This is a genomic window from Pseudomonas sp. FEMGT703P, from assembly GCF_002786345.1.
GTDB classification, from domain to species: domain Bacteria; phylum Pseudomonadota; class Gammaproteobacteria; order Pseudomonadales; family Pseudomonadaceae; genus Aquipseudomonas; species Aquipseudomonas peli.
This window is the reverse complement of the sequence record NZ_PGCM01000005.1, coordinates 285,617-299,269: the sequence shown is the minus strand read 5'-3', so window position 1 is coordinate 299,269 and position 13,653 is coordinate 285,617. Positions and strand designations below refer to the sequence as shown.

Here is a 13,653-nt window from a genome sequence, read left to right as displayed (position 1 = left end):
GGCGCGGCCATTATCGATCAGGCTCCCGGCAGCGGTTGCCAGCCTGTTGCGGTGCGCCGCTCCAGCTGGGCGGGTTGACCATCCATGCGCAGCAGGTACAGCCAGCCATGCAGGACCAGGTCGCGCACCACGGGGTGGTTGTCGATGACCCGGTCGATCATGGCCTGCGGCGCCTCGATCACCACATGCAGGCGCAGCGGGCGATGCCTCCACTGCTGGCCATCGTGCAGCGACTGGCGGGCCAGGCCGATGCGCAGATCGCCGCCGCTGCCCTCGAACACGCCGATATGCCCGCCGACCACGTTGTGCAGCAACTTGTTGCCACTGCCGAAGCGCGCATTGTCGGTGGTCGAGGTGAAGTACTGCAGGTTGATCCAGTGCGCCACCACCATGGGCGCGGTCATGATCAGCTCCAGCACAGCGCCCTCGGCATCCTCGCGCCAGTCGTAGTCGTGCAGAAAGGCGCGGCCCTGCAGGTCGACACCGCGAGTACGCGCGCGCGGCGCGGCGATAAACGCGGCGTTATTGGCCAGGCCCCATTCGGGCCGGGTCTGCGACCAGTCACGGGCACGCCGGCGCAGCCGATCAAGCAGTTTGACCGGCTGCCCCTGCAGCGCCGTCAGGCCCAACCCGGCCGCGCGCTCCTGGCGCACCTGGGCAGCGGCCAGGTCCAGCGCCTGACGCACGCGCAGCCAGTCCTCTTGAAGGGCCACCGGAATCGACGCGTGGGCAAACACTTGCACCTCGTCGGTGGTGGTGTTGTGCAGGCCGGCCAGCACATGGCAGTGAGCCGGCAGGTCATGCCCGCGCTGGCGCAGTTCGATGCGCACCTCGCGGTCGTTGAGCAGGCCGGCCAGCAGGCGCGCATTGACCTCGCCGCTCTGGCCGCAGCATGCACCGCAGTCGAGCCCGGCCGCCTGGGGATTGTTGGCACTCTGGCTGCCGTGCCCGAGCAGCACCAGCAGCGCCGGGACCGGGCCTTTGAGCCCCATAGCCTGGAGGATGCGCGCGGCCAGATCGGTCTTCTGAGTCAGTGACAGGGCCGGCAATTGCGGGTGCAACTGCTGCCACTCGGCAGGACGCCAGCCGCTGCGATGTGCCTCTTGAGTACCCGAGGACAGGCCACAGGTGCGCCCGAGCAGCGCGCCGGCATAGCCCAGGCCCACACTCTCGACCAGGGTAAAGGTCGACGCTGGCAAGCGCTCAAACAGACGCCAGCCGCCCTGACGGGCCAGCCGCGCCTGGCGGCGCTGCGCCAGGTGGTTATCCTGCGCGGCATCGCCGCTGCTGTCGCTGACCTGCAGCTGCGGTGCCAGCAGCCCTGGCAACTGCGGGCGGGTGGCGGCAGTGCCCAGCGGCGTGTAGGCAATGGGCAGGCCGAAGAAGCCGGCAAAACCACCGGTCTCAAGGTCCGGACAGACCTGCTCCAGAGCGCGGCGCAGGGGCTCGGAGCGCACATCGATGCAGAAAAACAGCTTGGCCAGCGGCGCCTGCAGCGGTGCTGCCGATTCCGCCCGGCAAAGTTTCTGTTGCAGCTGTTCCTGCCAGGCCAGCTCGTCGGCCCGTTGCCACACTTGTAAGGCCTGCCAGGTGGCTGAGGGTGGCTGCTGCAAACCGCTCTGCCAGGCCGCGCGCCAACGCCGCCAGCGGCTCTGCCCATCGCGCTGGCGATCATCCACCAGCCACTCCCAGGCGGCGCGGATGGCCAGCAACTCCAGCGTGGTCGGGTCATCCTGCCCCTGCAGGTTGGCCTGCCAGCGCTTGTACGCACACCAGGAGGCCCACCCCAGGCTGCGCAGCAACAGGCAGTCGAACCAGGGCGCCCAGTCCTCAGCGCTCAGTCCAAGGCGCTGCACCGCGGCCTCAAGCGCCGCGTGGGGCTGCAGCGGCAGCTCGGCAATGCGCCCGTGCAAGTCGCGGCAGTCACTGAGTACGCTCAACCCTCTGTCTGCCAGCATGCTGCTGCGCCAGGTCTGATAAAGCCCGGCGCCGGCTTCCGGGCGCCAGTCGGCCTGCTCGTGGTCGAACCAGGCGGCGCAGCACTGACCAATCTGCTGAGTAATCAGCACCGGCCAACCCGGCAGCGGGATGCCGGGATCGGCCAGGTCTTCCAGCAGAGGTAGCCCGGGGTGTGCCGCAGGCGGTATCTCCAGGGCCTGCAGCACCTGTGCGAGGGTCAAGGGCTCGGCCTGTTCCGCCAGGGCCTGCTGCAGGTGATGGGCGCCGATGCGACCGGCCTGCCAGGCACTCCGGTAGTCGGCAGCGCTTAGCGTCAGCGGACTGCCAGCCCGTTGCCAGAGCTCTGCGGCGACGGTTGACCAGGCGTGCTCTCGGCGCTCCCACAGCGGGTTGACGGCGATCATGCGGTCCAGCGGCCAGGTCGGGGCGATGCGCGCACAGGCCTGCCGCGCAGCCTCGTGCAGCGCATCCCGGTCGAGGCTGGCGAAATGTTCGAGCGCAGTCATGGGCGGTCTCCAGTAGGCGAAGTCAGGGGCTGGGGCGAACGCACCGGCCACAGGCGGAAGGTCAGGCGGGTGAAGTGCTCATCCAGGTAGAAACCAGCAAAGGCCAGCGGATACAGGCGCTGGGCCAGTGCGCCCTGGGGGCGCGCCAGGATCAGCGCCTGCAGCAGGTACAGACCGAAAAACAGCAGCAGGGCCAGCCCAGTCAGCAGCAGTGGCGCGTGCGTTAACGGGGTATCCAGAATCCAGGCGGCGGCCTGGTGCCAGAGCAGGTAGGCCGCCAGCAGCAGCACGAACATGCTCAGCCCCTGCAACACCTGCCCGCGGCGCAGGCACCAGGGGGCAAGACCGATGGCGAGAATGGCCAGGGCCACCAAGGGCAGCTCGTGGGTCGGCAGCAGCCAGGTCCACGTACCCTGCAGCAGCGCCAGGGCCAGGCCGACCAACAACAGGGCCCAGAGCAGATCACCTAAACCTGGCCGCGCAACAGCGGGCTGCAGGGCATGTTGGCGCACCTGGGCCACCGTCTCGCCTGCGGCTAGGAAGGCATGGGCCTTGTACAGCGAGTGTGCCAACAGGTGCACCAGGGCCAGTTCGTAGAGCCCTAGGCCGCACTCCAGCAGCATCAGGCCCATCTGCGCGCAGGTCGACCAGGCCAGGCGGACCTTGATGCTGATGCGCGTCATCATCACCAGCGCGGCGAGCACTGCGGTCAGGCCACCGACCACGACCAGCACGCTTTGCGCCGGCACGGCGGCAGAAAACAGCGGGGCAAAGCGCAGCAGCAGGAAACCACCCAGGTTGACCAGCCCGGCGTGCAGCAGCGCTGACACCGGCGTCGGCGCTTCCATCACCTGGATCAGCCAGCCATGCACCGGCAGCTGCGCGGACTTCAAGATCACTGCCAGGGCCAGCAGCAGCGCCGCCAGTTGCAGGTCCCAGCCGAGCTGCCCGCTGGCCTGCAGGCGGCTGTTCACGGCGTCGAGAATCACCGTGATGCTGCTGTCACCGCCAGAGCGTACCAGCAACCCGGTGGCCAGCAGCAAACAGACATCGGCCAGGCGACTGGCGAGGAATTTCTTGTGCGCCACCACCAGGGCCTGCGGACGGTCGCGGTAAAACGTGAGCAGCTGATGCAGGCACAAGCTGGAGAGAATCCAGGCAGCAACCAGCAGCGCCAGGTCGGTGCTGGTGACCACCGTGGCCACCGCCGCCAACGTACCGAGCAAGGCCAGCACATAGCGCTGCTGCCCGAGCTCGCCCTCCAGATAGCGCCGGGAATAGTCGATGATCACCAACGCCAGCACACTGACCAGCCCCGCCATGGCCAGGCCCAGTCGATCATCACTCTGTTCGTTAAGAGCCGCCTGCAGCCAGGCTGCCAGAACCAGGCTCAAACCGAGGTAGCCGGCGCCCCGGGCCGACCACCAGAAGTGATCGCGAGTGTGTAAGAGGCTGGCTGGAATCAGCGTCAGGGCATACACCCAGGGCAACAGTTCGACCAGGGGCGGGAGAATGATCGGCACGGGCGTAGCTCCTAATCCATCAACTGGATCTAGTCTCCCGTAGCGCTTGAAGTATTAAAAATAGATTGATATGAATGGATCATTCTCTTTTTAGGAATCCAGCGTGCGCCGACTCAACTTTCACCACTTGCACTACTTCTGGGCCGTGGCCAAGGAAGGCAACCTCACACGCGCTGCCCACTCGCTACATGTGTCGCAATCGGCGCTGTCCACACAAATCCGCACCCTGGAAGACGAGCTGGGCCACGCGCTGTTTATTCGCAGCGGTCGCAGCCTGACGCTGACCGAAGCGGGACGACTGGTGCTGGACTACGCCGAAAGCATCTTTGCGCTGGGCAGCGAATTGCAGATGACCCTGCAAGGCGCTCAGCAGGACATCCAGCCTTTACGCATCGGCGCCGTTGCAACCCTGTCGCGTAACTTTCAGGAAAACCTGCTGCGGCCCTTTCTCGGCCGTGCGCAGGTGCGTATCACCCTTGAGTCCGGCAGCCTGGAGGAGTTGCTGGAGCGTCTAGCCTTGCACAAACTGGATGTTGTACTGACCAACCAGGCGGTCAGTGGAGATGGCCAACGAGCCTGGCGTTGCCGCCTGCTGGACCGGCAAAGCGTGTGCCTGGTGGGGCCGCCCCGGACGGGGCTTGCGCCGTTCACCTTGCCCGCTGATCTGCAGCAGGCCCGCCTGATCGTGCCGGGGCGCAGCAGCGATATTCGCAGCCAGTTCGAGGTCTACTGCAACAGCCACGGCCTGAGCCCGCATATCTGTGCCGAGGTGGATGATATGGCCATGCTGCGCCTGCTGGCCCGCGACTCCGGCGACATCGCCCTGCTGCCCGCCGTTGTTGTACAGGACGAGCTGCTCCACGGCACCCTGCAGCTATATGCCGAGCTGCCAGACATTGCCGAGCAGTTCTTTGCGGTCACGCTCCAGCGCCACTTTGGCCTTGGCATTCTTGATGAGTTGCTAAGCAAGTCTTGATCGCAAGGGATTAAGCATCAACACGGAGCAAAGATTTATTGGACTCTTGTCGCGTTCACAAATACTCAACGGCCGCTTCTGGCCGAAAGCAGCCTGGGGGAATGGTTTTAATGTTACGGCCTCAGTGAAAATTCCTACTCCCTACATCAAGTCCTTCGAGCAGGTCGCTTCGGTCTTTCAGATGACCAGCATAGCGGGCCATGATCTCGTCGTATTTTGGGTCACTCAAGTTTCGATAACTCAGAGTGGACTCGCTCAAGCAAATCGCTCGCCGGGACTCCAGCCTGAACATAGGCATAGGCAAGAAGGGTAACTGGATGGACTCCCAACACGGTCGCGATGTCGTCGATCTTCTCAATAGATGGTGACTTCATCCCTCGCTCAACGTCACTCACATAAGACTGACTCGGCCCTAGCCCCTCTTGTGGCACCGCACAAGAAATCCTGATCTTCCGTATCGCAATTCCAACCGCCGCCCTGATTTCCATTTGCCACTCTCGCAAAAGGAATCATGAAGCCGTTCGAGCGCGCAAAGGGCTATACTCGATAGAGCATAGGTCGAGGTATTTTATGTTTTTAACTCACAAGCAGGCAGAGGTTGACCTTGGATCACTATTCGGCAACGAACACCGAATGTGGAAATCCGTAGAGCACACAATTCACCAGCCCTGGTTTTACGTGCGGCTGGTTGAGTGCGGAGGAGATATAGAGCTGAGCAGGATGCTGCTCATTTCGGACGGTCAATCCCTGAAGAATCTGATGGCGTGTCAGAACCAAATTCGTCGAGTCGCGGACGTAATGTTAGTGACCCCTGATCACGTGAATGGCACCAGTGTTTGGCAGATGCAAAAGCTATTGCGTGCAGAGCGCCTTGTTCTCGATACCGCTGTAGCATATGCCTACGTGGTAGATAACCTTGCTCAATATGTAACGGGGAGTCCCTCCGCACTGAACGGCGCAGTGTGCGAGGTTATATACGCGGCAGGACAGTCTTGTTCGGCGCCGTAGTCATGACAACCTTGATTCTGGACGTCTTCGGTACCTTGATTGAAAAGAGACCGCGCCGCACAAATCCTTACTCCAAGCTCGCTGATGCAGCAGGCGGAGAGATGCGGCTTCCGTTTCTTACCCGTAATGAGCCCATTAGTGTTTTGGCAGATGAACTCGATGTGGGATTTTTAGCCCCATATCTAGAGCGCCAGATTAAGACCGAAATAGATAGCTTTCGTCTTTACCCCGACGTGCCGCAGACGCTGCTCGAATGGCGCGGCCGGGGATTTCAGATCGCTGTGTGCAGCAACCTCGCTTTCGAATACTGCGCTGCAGTGCGGGGACTTTTACCTATGGTCAGCGATTTCATTTTCAGCTGTGAAATTGGCGCGGCCAAGCCAGATCCTGAAATTTACGCAAGCACCTGCCGACTTTTGAAATGCCGGCCTCGCGATGCATTGTTTATCGGGGACAGCAAGCGTGCCGATTACGATGGCCCAAGAGCTTTCGGAATTAAGGCCCGTCAAATCAACAGAGGGCAAGGAGAGCTCCTAGCTCATTGCTTCCCAGGCAGCTGCTAATACACCAATACGAATCGTATGAACTACATAGAAACGCTTGATCGTGTTACGGAACAGGTGCTCGACGCAGGAAAGTTGATTATCGCCGAATGGGAGCGCCCATCGGGGCCACGTGGGTCAGGCGACAAGGCAGCGGTCGACATCGAGATCGAAGAGCGGCTGCGTGTCGCTCTACTAGAAATTTCTCGCTGCGACTTTTGGGGCGAAGAAACCGAGGCGAGCTTGAGTCGTGCTAAATACTGTTGGGTGGTGGACCCGAATGATGGAACAGCTGACTTCTTGAATGGGCTTAAGGGCTCCGCAATATCTGTTGCTCTCCTTAGAAACGAAGTCCCAATCCTTGGCGTCGTTTATGCACCCGTAACGGTTGAGGGTCCTCCAGATTGTATCGCTTGGACGGAGGGACTTAGGGGCATTCGCCGTAATGCACAAATCCTTCAAACCAGCCTTCGCGGAGCTGCGCTAGAAGCTGGCTGCAAGGTAATGGTAAGCACCGCCGCCTTTCGCAAACAAATGATCAACGCTGAACTCTGTGAACCTGCAGTATTTCATCCTATGCCTAGCATTGCTTATCGCCTTGCAAGGGTTGCTGCAGGGGACGCAGTTGCTGCGGTGTCAGTCGTCCCGGTATCGGCCCACGATGTAGCGGCAGGGCATGCAATTCTAAAAGGTGCGGGGGGAACTCTGTTAGACCAAGATGGTGTAGAAATCACGCGCTACGCGGAAGACAGTCTTGGCATCGTGGGTAATCGAGTTTTCGGAGGGGCATCGCTTGCATGCATCACACTTGCCAGCCGCAAATGGGAGAGAGTATTCCAATGAGAGGAAGGCCAATGCGCTCCGTAATTTATTGCCGCACAACGGGGAATCGACTGGTGATGCCAGGCAAGACGCAAATATAGGATCACTTACAAAAAGTTAAGTTTGGGAGCCTAAATTTGACCCAAAATCAGCAAAAGCTAACTAAAAGCTCTGCCCTGACATAGAATTGAGAGGAAAAACATACTGGAGAGGCTGGAAAGCCAGTGAACATGAGGGCTCTACTACAGATCGCAAAACGTGACTAAAAGTTAATAAGGCAGATACGCATATTGAGCCATGATGACCTTGGTTCTGGGTTGAAACGAAAGAGAAGCCGCCAACTGATACGTGTAGCCTAAGGCTAAACGGCGGGGACGGAGCCGCCAGGCGCTACCTGCGCAGCATCCTGCTCATACAGCCACGCGCGCGTGCGGCAAAGCTACCGGAATGCGCCGAACAGGGCAAACGACGCTCGTCGGCGGCGCTGGCACTTTGCCACGGTTATGGCATGCTAGCCGCCCCCTGCCTGCCGGCCATTCTGCGCCCCCAGGAACCGTCATCGTCGCCCAGCCCCCAGGATGTAGGTCTTTGCCAACAGTCACGCCCCCAATCACACCGCGTACTCCCGGCGCGCCGCCGGCTGCGACGATGCGTGGGCCGACCCGTGGCGCACTGGTGGTGTTGGTGCTGAGCATGTTGGTGCTGCTGCTCTGGCAACTGCGCCAGGAATCTCAGCAACTGCTCGACAACCAGCGGCAACTGGGCCTGGCCTACAGTTCGCAATTGGCCAACCACCTCAATTTGAACATGGCGCTGAAAGCCAGTGCCGGCCAGGCGCTGCTGCAGCCCCATGTGCTGCCGCCAAACAACCCGGATGAGCTTGAAGAACTGCTGCACACGCTGCGCGGCGTATTCCCGACGCTGCGCAGCCTGGCCTGGCTGAATGCCGAGGGCCGCATCATCGCTGACAGCCATGCGCCCACCGACGACACGTTGTACCTCGAAGAGTTGCTGCAACGGGGTGGCCGTGACAGTTTCTTTTATACCTTCAGTGCCAACGAGCATGGGCGTATCTACCTGCTGCTGCGGCATAACCCCGACAGCACGGCCAGCGGGTTCTGGATATTGCGCCTGACCAACCAGGCACTTACCGGTTGGCTGAATGAACACCATCAAAGCCAGCATCACTGGCTACTGGAAGACCGCAATGCTCAGCGGGTGATTGCCAGCAACGTGGCCCAAGGCATTCAAAATGCAGCCGTCGCGCCGCCTGTGACTGCGGAAAACCTCGACCAGAGCATGTTGGAAACCCCACTCAAAGGCAGCGACTGGCAACTGCGTGCGCTGTTCAACGAGCGCAAGGTGCGCGCCCAACAGCTGCCGCAGCAGGCCAGCAAGCTGCTGCTGTTTATCCTCTGCGCCACCCTCACGCTGTTGGCGCTGTACCGCCTGCTGAATGAGCAACGCAACCTGCACGCACTGAATACCGCCTCGCGGCGCTCATTGCAGCAAGCAGCCAGCGTACTCGGCGCCATCGAAGAACGCGTGCTGGTCACCGACAGCAGCGGCCAATTGCAGTACCTCAACCCGCAAGCGGAAGCGATGTTCGGGTTGAGCAACGATGAGGCGCGTGATTGGCACCTGCTGAAACTGCTGCCACGCCTCGATCCGCTGCTGCTGCACGACACCGCGCTGCACAACGACCTTGGCCCGGACCTGGTAGAAATTCAGCAGAACGGCGTCACTCATCTGTATGACATCAGCCGCAGCGACTTGAGCGAAGACAACAAGCGCACCGGTTTTGTCTGGGTGCTGCGCGATGTCACCGAAGAACAGCATGCCTCGCATGTGCTGCAGGAAACCCGCCGACGCTATCAGGACATCTTCGACGGCACCGGCACCGCCCTTTGCGTGCTCGACCTGGCTGAGTTACAGCGCTACCTGCAACAACAGCAACTGCGCAACATGACCGACCTGCAACGCTGGTTGGACGAAGACCCGCAACATCACATTGAGCTGTGCCAGCGCCTGCGCCTGACGGAAACCAATCAGGTGGCCCTGCAACTCCTCGGTGTCGACTCCAACCAGCAGGCCTGGCAACACTTGTTCAATAGCGGCCCGCTGCGCCCGGAAGGCTTCCGCATGCAGCTGCTCAGTGTTCTGCTCAGCGGTAGCGGTCAGCTGGAAATGGAGCGCCAGATCACCACGCCACAAGGGTATGAGCGCCACCTGTGGTTATTGATGCGCCTGCCGGAGAGTATCGACGACCTGCAGGCCGTGACCCTCAGCATCAGCGATATCACCAACCGCAAACGCATCGAAACGTCACTGATCGAGCGTGAGCGCTTCTGGTCCGATGTGGTCAACGCAGTGCCCGACACCATCTATGTGCACGACATCGCCGGCAAGCGGGTGATGTACAGCAACAACCACCTCGGCCCGCAGCTGGGCTACAGCAAGGCGGAAATGCGTGCCCTCGGTGATCGGCTGTGGGAAAAAATTCTGCATCCCGACGATGTCGAGCTGTACCAACGCATGCGCAATATCCAGCAGGTATTGGGCAATGGCCTGTTGATGCAGTTCGAGCTGCGCTGGAGGCACCGCGATGGCAGCTGGCACTGGTTCGATATCCGCGAGCAGGCCCTGGCGCGCGATGCCAAGGGCCGGGTCAGCCGATTGATTGGCGTGGCCAAGGACATCACCGAACAGATCACCCACAGCGAGTCCCTGCGCACCAGCGAGCAACGCTATCGCCTGCTGGCGGAAAGCATCAGCGACGTGATCTTCTCCACCGATGCCCAGCTGCAACTCAACTATGTCAGCCCATCGGTGATGCCGGTGCTCGGCTATGACAGCGAGTGGGCGCTGGCCAACGGTTTCCAGAGTCTGGCCACCAACCCGCGTCAGCTCAGCGGTTTCTACGCCCTGCTCGACCGCGTGCGCAACGCCCTCGGTGACCCGCAGCGCCTAGCCGAACTGCGCGCCGAATTTCTGCCGCAACTGTTCGTCTTTGACGCCTTGCGTGCGGATGGCCAGAAAATCCCCGTGGAACTGCGCTTGGTGCCAATGTGGGATGACAGCGGCCGTTTCGAAGGCTTGCTAGGTGTTGGCCGCGACATCAGCCTGCAGCGCCGCGCCGAAAAAGACCTGCGCATGGCCGCCACGGTATTCGAGCACTCCACGGCGGCCATTCTGGTCACTGACCCGGCGGGCTATATCGTCCAGGTCAACAACGCCTTCAGCCGGGTCAGCGGCTACAGCTCCAAGCAGATTCTTGACCAGCTGCCGAGCGTATTGACTGCAGACACTCAGCAAGCCAGCCATCTGGCCTATGTGATCAAACAGCTCAACCAGCAAGGCAGCTGGGAGGGCGAGGTGTGGCTCAAGCGCAAGAACGGTGAGAAATTCCCGGCATGGGTCGGCATCACTGCGGTCAAGGACGATGAAGGCGACCTGGTCAGCTACGTATGCTTCTTCAGCGATATCAGCGAGCGCAAGGCCAGCGAGCAGCGTATCCACCGCCTGGCGTATTACGATGCCCTGACCCAGCTGCCCAACCGCACCCTGTTCCAGGATCGCCTGCACAGTGCACTGCAGCACGGTGAGCGGCATCAGGAGTGGGTGGTGCTGATGTTCCTCGATCTCGACCGCTTCAAGCCGATCAACGACTCCCTCGGTCATGCCGCCGGCGACCGCATGCTCAAGGAAGTCGCCGTGCGCCTGCGCGCCTGCGTGGATAGCGACGACACCGTGGCGCGCATGGGCGGCGACGAGTTCACCCTGCTGCTGCAATCCCAGGCGCAGCGTGAAGGCGCACTGACCCGCGCAATCCACGTTGGCGAGCAGATTCTCGCCAGCCTGGCGCAGCCGTTTATCCTCGAAGGCCGCGAGTTCTTCGTTACCGCCAGTATCGGTATCGCCCTGAGTCCGCAGGATGGCAACGAGCTGAGCCAGCTGATGAAGAACGCCGATACGGCGATGTACCACGCCAAGGAACGCGGCAAGAACAACTTCCAGTTCTACCAGGCCGACATGAACGCCAGCGCCCTGCAGCGCCTGGAGCTGGAAAGCGACCTGCGCCACGCCCTCGAACAGGGCGAGTTCAAGCTGTTCTACCAACCGCAATTCTCCGGCGATGGCAAACGCCTGACTGGCGCCGAAGCGCTGTTGCGCTGGCAGCATCCACAGCGCGGCCTGGTACCGCCCAGTGACTTTATTCCGGTCTTGGAAGAGCTGGGCCTGGTGGTCCAGGTTGGCGACTGGGTGCTGCGCGAGTCGTGCCGGCAACTGGCCGAATGGCACGAGGCGAAGATTCGTGTGCCGAAGATTTCGGTCAACCTCTCGGCACGCCAGTTTGCCGAAGGCGACCTGCATCAGCGGATTGCGCAGATCCTGGAGCAGAGCGGTGTTCCCGCCGCCTGCCTGGAGCTGGAACTGACCGAAAGCATCCTCATGGAAGATGTGGCCAATGCCATGCAAACCCTGAGCAGCTTGAAGCAGCTGGGGGTGTTTATCGCCATCGACGATTTCGGCACCGGCTACAGCTCACTGAACTACCTCAAACAATTCCCGATCGACGTGCTGAAGATCGACCGCAGCTTTGTCGACGGCCTGCCGCATGGCGAACAGGACGGACAAATCGCGCGCGCGATCATCGCCATGGCCCACAGCCTGAACCTCACGGTAATCGCCGAAGGTGTGGAAACCCTGGCCCAGCTGGATTTCCTGCGTGGCCACGACTGCGACGAAGTGCAGGGCTTCCTACTGGGCAGGCCAATGCCGGCCCACCAGTTCACCGCGCTGTTTACCGGCACCGCCCTGTTTATGCTGAGCTGAATCGCCGGCGTGCATGAGCCCCGCTTGTCCGTCAGATGACCACGCTTCATATGCCTGTTTAGTACGGATGAGGTAGAATTCGCCCCCTCTTTCTACCGCCCAGCTGATTTTCTCAGGGGAATGCTATGTTCAGCCGTGATTTGACTATCGCCCGTTATGACGCCGAATTGTTTGCCGCGATGGAGCAAGAAGCCCAGCGCCAGGAACATCACATCGAGCTGATCGCCTCGGAGAACTACACCAGCCCAGCGGTGATGGAAGCCCAGGGTTCGGTACTGACCAACAAGTACGCTGAAGGCTATCCAGGCAAGCGTTACTACGGCGGTTGCGAATACGTCGACATCGTTGAGCAGCTGGCCATCGACCGCGCCAAGGAGCTGTTCGGCGCCGATTACGCCAACGTCCAGCCGCACTCCGGCTCGCAAGCCAACAGCGCCGTGTATTTGGCCCTGCTGGAAACCGGTGACACCGTACTGGGCATGAGCCTGGCACACGGCGGCCACCTGACCCACGGCGCCAGCGTCAGCTTCTCCGGCAAAATGTACAACGCCGTGCAGTACGGCATCACCGATGCAGGCCTGATCGACTACGACGAAGTTGAGCGCCTGGCTGTTGAACACAAGCCGAAGATGATCATTGCCGGCTTCAGCGCCTACTCGCAGGTGCTGGACTTCCCACGCTTCCGCGCCATCGCCGATAAAGTGGGCGCTTACCTGTTCGTCGACATGGCACACGTGGCCGGTCTGGTGGCTGCGGGTGTGTACCCGAACCCAGTGCCGTTCGCCGACGTGGTTACCACCACCACTCACAAAACTCTGCGCGGCCCGCGCGGCGGTCTGATCCTGGCTCGCGCCAACGAAGCGCTGGAGAAGAAATTCAACTCCGCGGTATTCCCAGGCGGCCAAGGCGGCCCGCTGGAGCACGTCATCGCCGCCAAGGCCGTGTGCTTCAAGGAAGCCCTGCAGCCTGAGTTCAAGACCTACCAGCAGCAAGTGATCAAGAACGCCCAGGCCATGGCCAGCGTGTTTATCGAGAACGGCTACGACGTGGTCTCTGGCGGTACTGAGAACCACCTGTTCCTGCTCAGCCTGATCAAGCAGGACATCACCGGTAAAGATGCCGACGCCGCTCTGGGTCGCGCCTTTATCACCGTGAACAAGAACAGCGTACCGAACGACCCACGTTCGCCGTTCGTCACCTCCGGCCTGCGCATCGGCACCCCAGCCGTAACCACCCGCGGCTTCAAGGAAGACGAGTGCCGCGCACTGGCGGGCTGGATCTGCGAGATCCTCGCTAACCTGGGCGACGACGCGGTCGAAGCGCGCGTGCGCGAGCAAGTCAAAGCGGTCTGCGCCAAGTTCCCGGTTTACGGCAACTAAACATCGGCTGCTGCTGAAAAGCCCGCCTCCTGGCGGGCTTTTTTATACCTGCCGAACCACCCTCAGCAGCGATAAAACCAAGCCAGCGGCAGCAGCCTTGGC

At 61.3% G+C, this 13,653-nt stretch carries 8 protein-coding genes; 5 read left to right on the top strand and 3 right to left on the bottom strand.

Annotated features, from left to right (window positions below; all coding sequences use genetic code 11):
- Positions 1-17: 17 nt before the first annotated feature.
- Both CUR33_RS05210 and CUR33_RS05205 read right to left on the bottom strand, forming a co-directional pair.
- Positions 18-2,465, bottom strand: coding sequence for a YbcC family protein (locus tag CUR33_RS05210; protein WP_289238901.1), 2,448 nt, complete (start codon positions 2,463-2,465; stop codon positions 18-20).
- On the bottom strand, positions 2,462-3,988 hold the full coding sequence (locus tag CUR33_RS05205; protein ID WP_289238900.1) for an NADH-quinone oxidoreductase subunit L: 1,527 nt from the start codon (positions 3,986-3,988) through the stop codon (positions 2,462-2,464). The genes CUR33_RS05210 and CUR33_RS05205 overlap by 4 nt, the downstream gene beginning before the upstream one ends.
- Before the next feature lie 103 nt (positions 3,989-4,091).
- Here CUR33_RS05205 and CUR33_RS05200 point away from each other — a divergent pair, with 103 nt between their 5' ends.
- A complete protein-coding gene (locus CUR33_RS05200; RefSeq protein ID WP_289238899.1) occupies positions 4,092-4,964 on the top strand; it encodes a LysR family transcriptional regulator in 873 nt (290 codons plus the stop codon).
- A gap of 221 nt (positions 4,965-5,185) precedes the next feature.
- Here the strand turns inward: CUR33_RS05200 and CUR33_RS20600 are convergent, their stop codons facing one another.
- On the bottom strand, positions 5,186-5,452 hold the full coding sequence (locus tag CUR33_RS20600) for a helix-turn-helix domain-containing protein (RefSeq protein ID WP_160085583.1): 267 nt from the start codon (positions 5,450-5,452) through the stop codon (positions 5,186-5,188).
- A 522-nt stretch (positions 5,453-5,974) separates the two neighbouring features.
- Here CUR33_RS20600 and CUR33_RS05195 point away from each other — a divergent pair.
- The 4 genes from CUR33_RS05195 (at position 5,975) to glyA (ending at position 13,551) form a co-directional block, all read left to right on the top strand.
- Positions 5,975-6,535: an HAD family hydrolase gene (locus tag CUR33_RS05195; RefSeq protein WP_160085584.1), complete on the top strand. Its 561-nt coding sequence runs from the start codon at positions 5,975-5,977 to the stop codon at positions 6,533-6,535.
- An 18-nt stretch (positions 6,536-6,553) separates the two neighbouring features.
- Positions 6,554-7,357 (top strand): inositol monophosphatase family protein, encoded by an 804-nt coding sequence (locus CUR33_RS05190; RefSeq protein WP_160085585.1) that lies wholly within the window; start codon positions 6,554-6,556, stop codon positions 7,355-7,357.
- A 627-nt stretch (positions 7,358-7,984) separates the two neighbouring features.
- Complete coding sequence (locus CUR33_RS05185) at positions 7,985-12,172, top strand: bifunctional diguanylate cyclase/phosphodiesterase (protein WP_289238898.1); 4,188 nt, start codon at positions 7,985-7,987, stop codon at positions 12,170-12,172.
- Between the two features lie 125 nt (positions 12,173-12,297).
- Positions 12,298-13,551, top strand: a complete 1,254-nt coding sequence (gene glyA / locus CUR33_RS05180) for a serine hydroxymethyltransferase (protein ID WP_289238897.1) — start codon at positions 12,298-12,300, stop codon at positions 13,549-13,551.
- The last annotated feature ends 102 nt before the right edge of the window (positions 13,552-13,653 follow it).

What these genes read in the sequence shown, in the direction of transcription:
- CUR33_RS05210 (WP_289238901.1), bottom strand. Translation starts at nt 2,465, where the DNA reads ATGACTGCGCTCGAACATTTCGCCAGCCTCGACCGGGATGCGCTGCAC.
- CUR33_RS20600 (WP_160085583.1), bottom strand. Translation starts at nt 5,452, where the DNA reads ATGGAAATCAGGGCGGCGGTTGGAATTGCGATACGGAAGATCAGGATT.
- CUR33_RS05195 (WP_160085584.1), top strand. Translation starts at nt 5,975, where the DNA reads ATGACAACCTTGATTCTGGACGTCTTCGGTACCTTGATTGAAAAGAGA.
- CUR33_RS05190 (WP_160085585.1), top strand. Translation starts at nt 6,554, where the DNA reads ATGAACTACATAGAAACGCTTGATCGTGTTACGGAACAGGTGCTCGAC.
- CUR33_RS05185 (WP_289238898.1), top strand. Translation starts at nt 7,985, where the DNA reads ATGCGTGGGCCGACCCGTGGCGCACTGGTGGTGTTGGTGCTGAGCATG.
- glyA (WP_289238897.1), top strand. Translation starts at nt 12,298, where the DNA reads ATGTTCAGCCGTGATTTGACTATCGCCCGTTATGACGCCGAATTGTTT.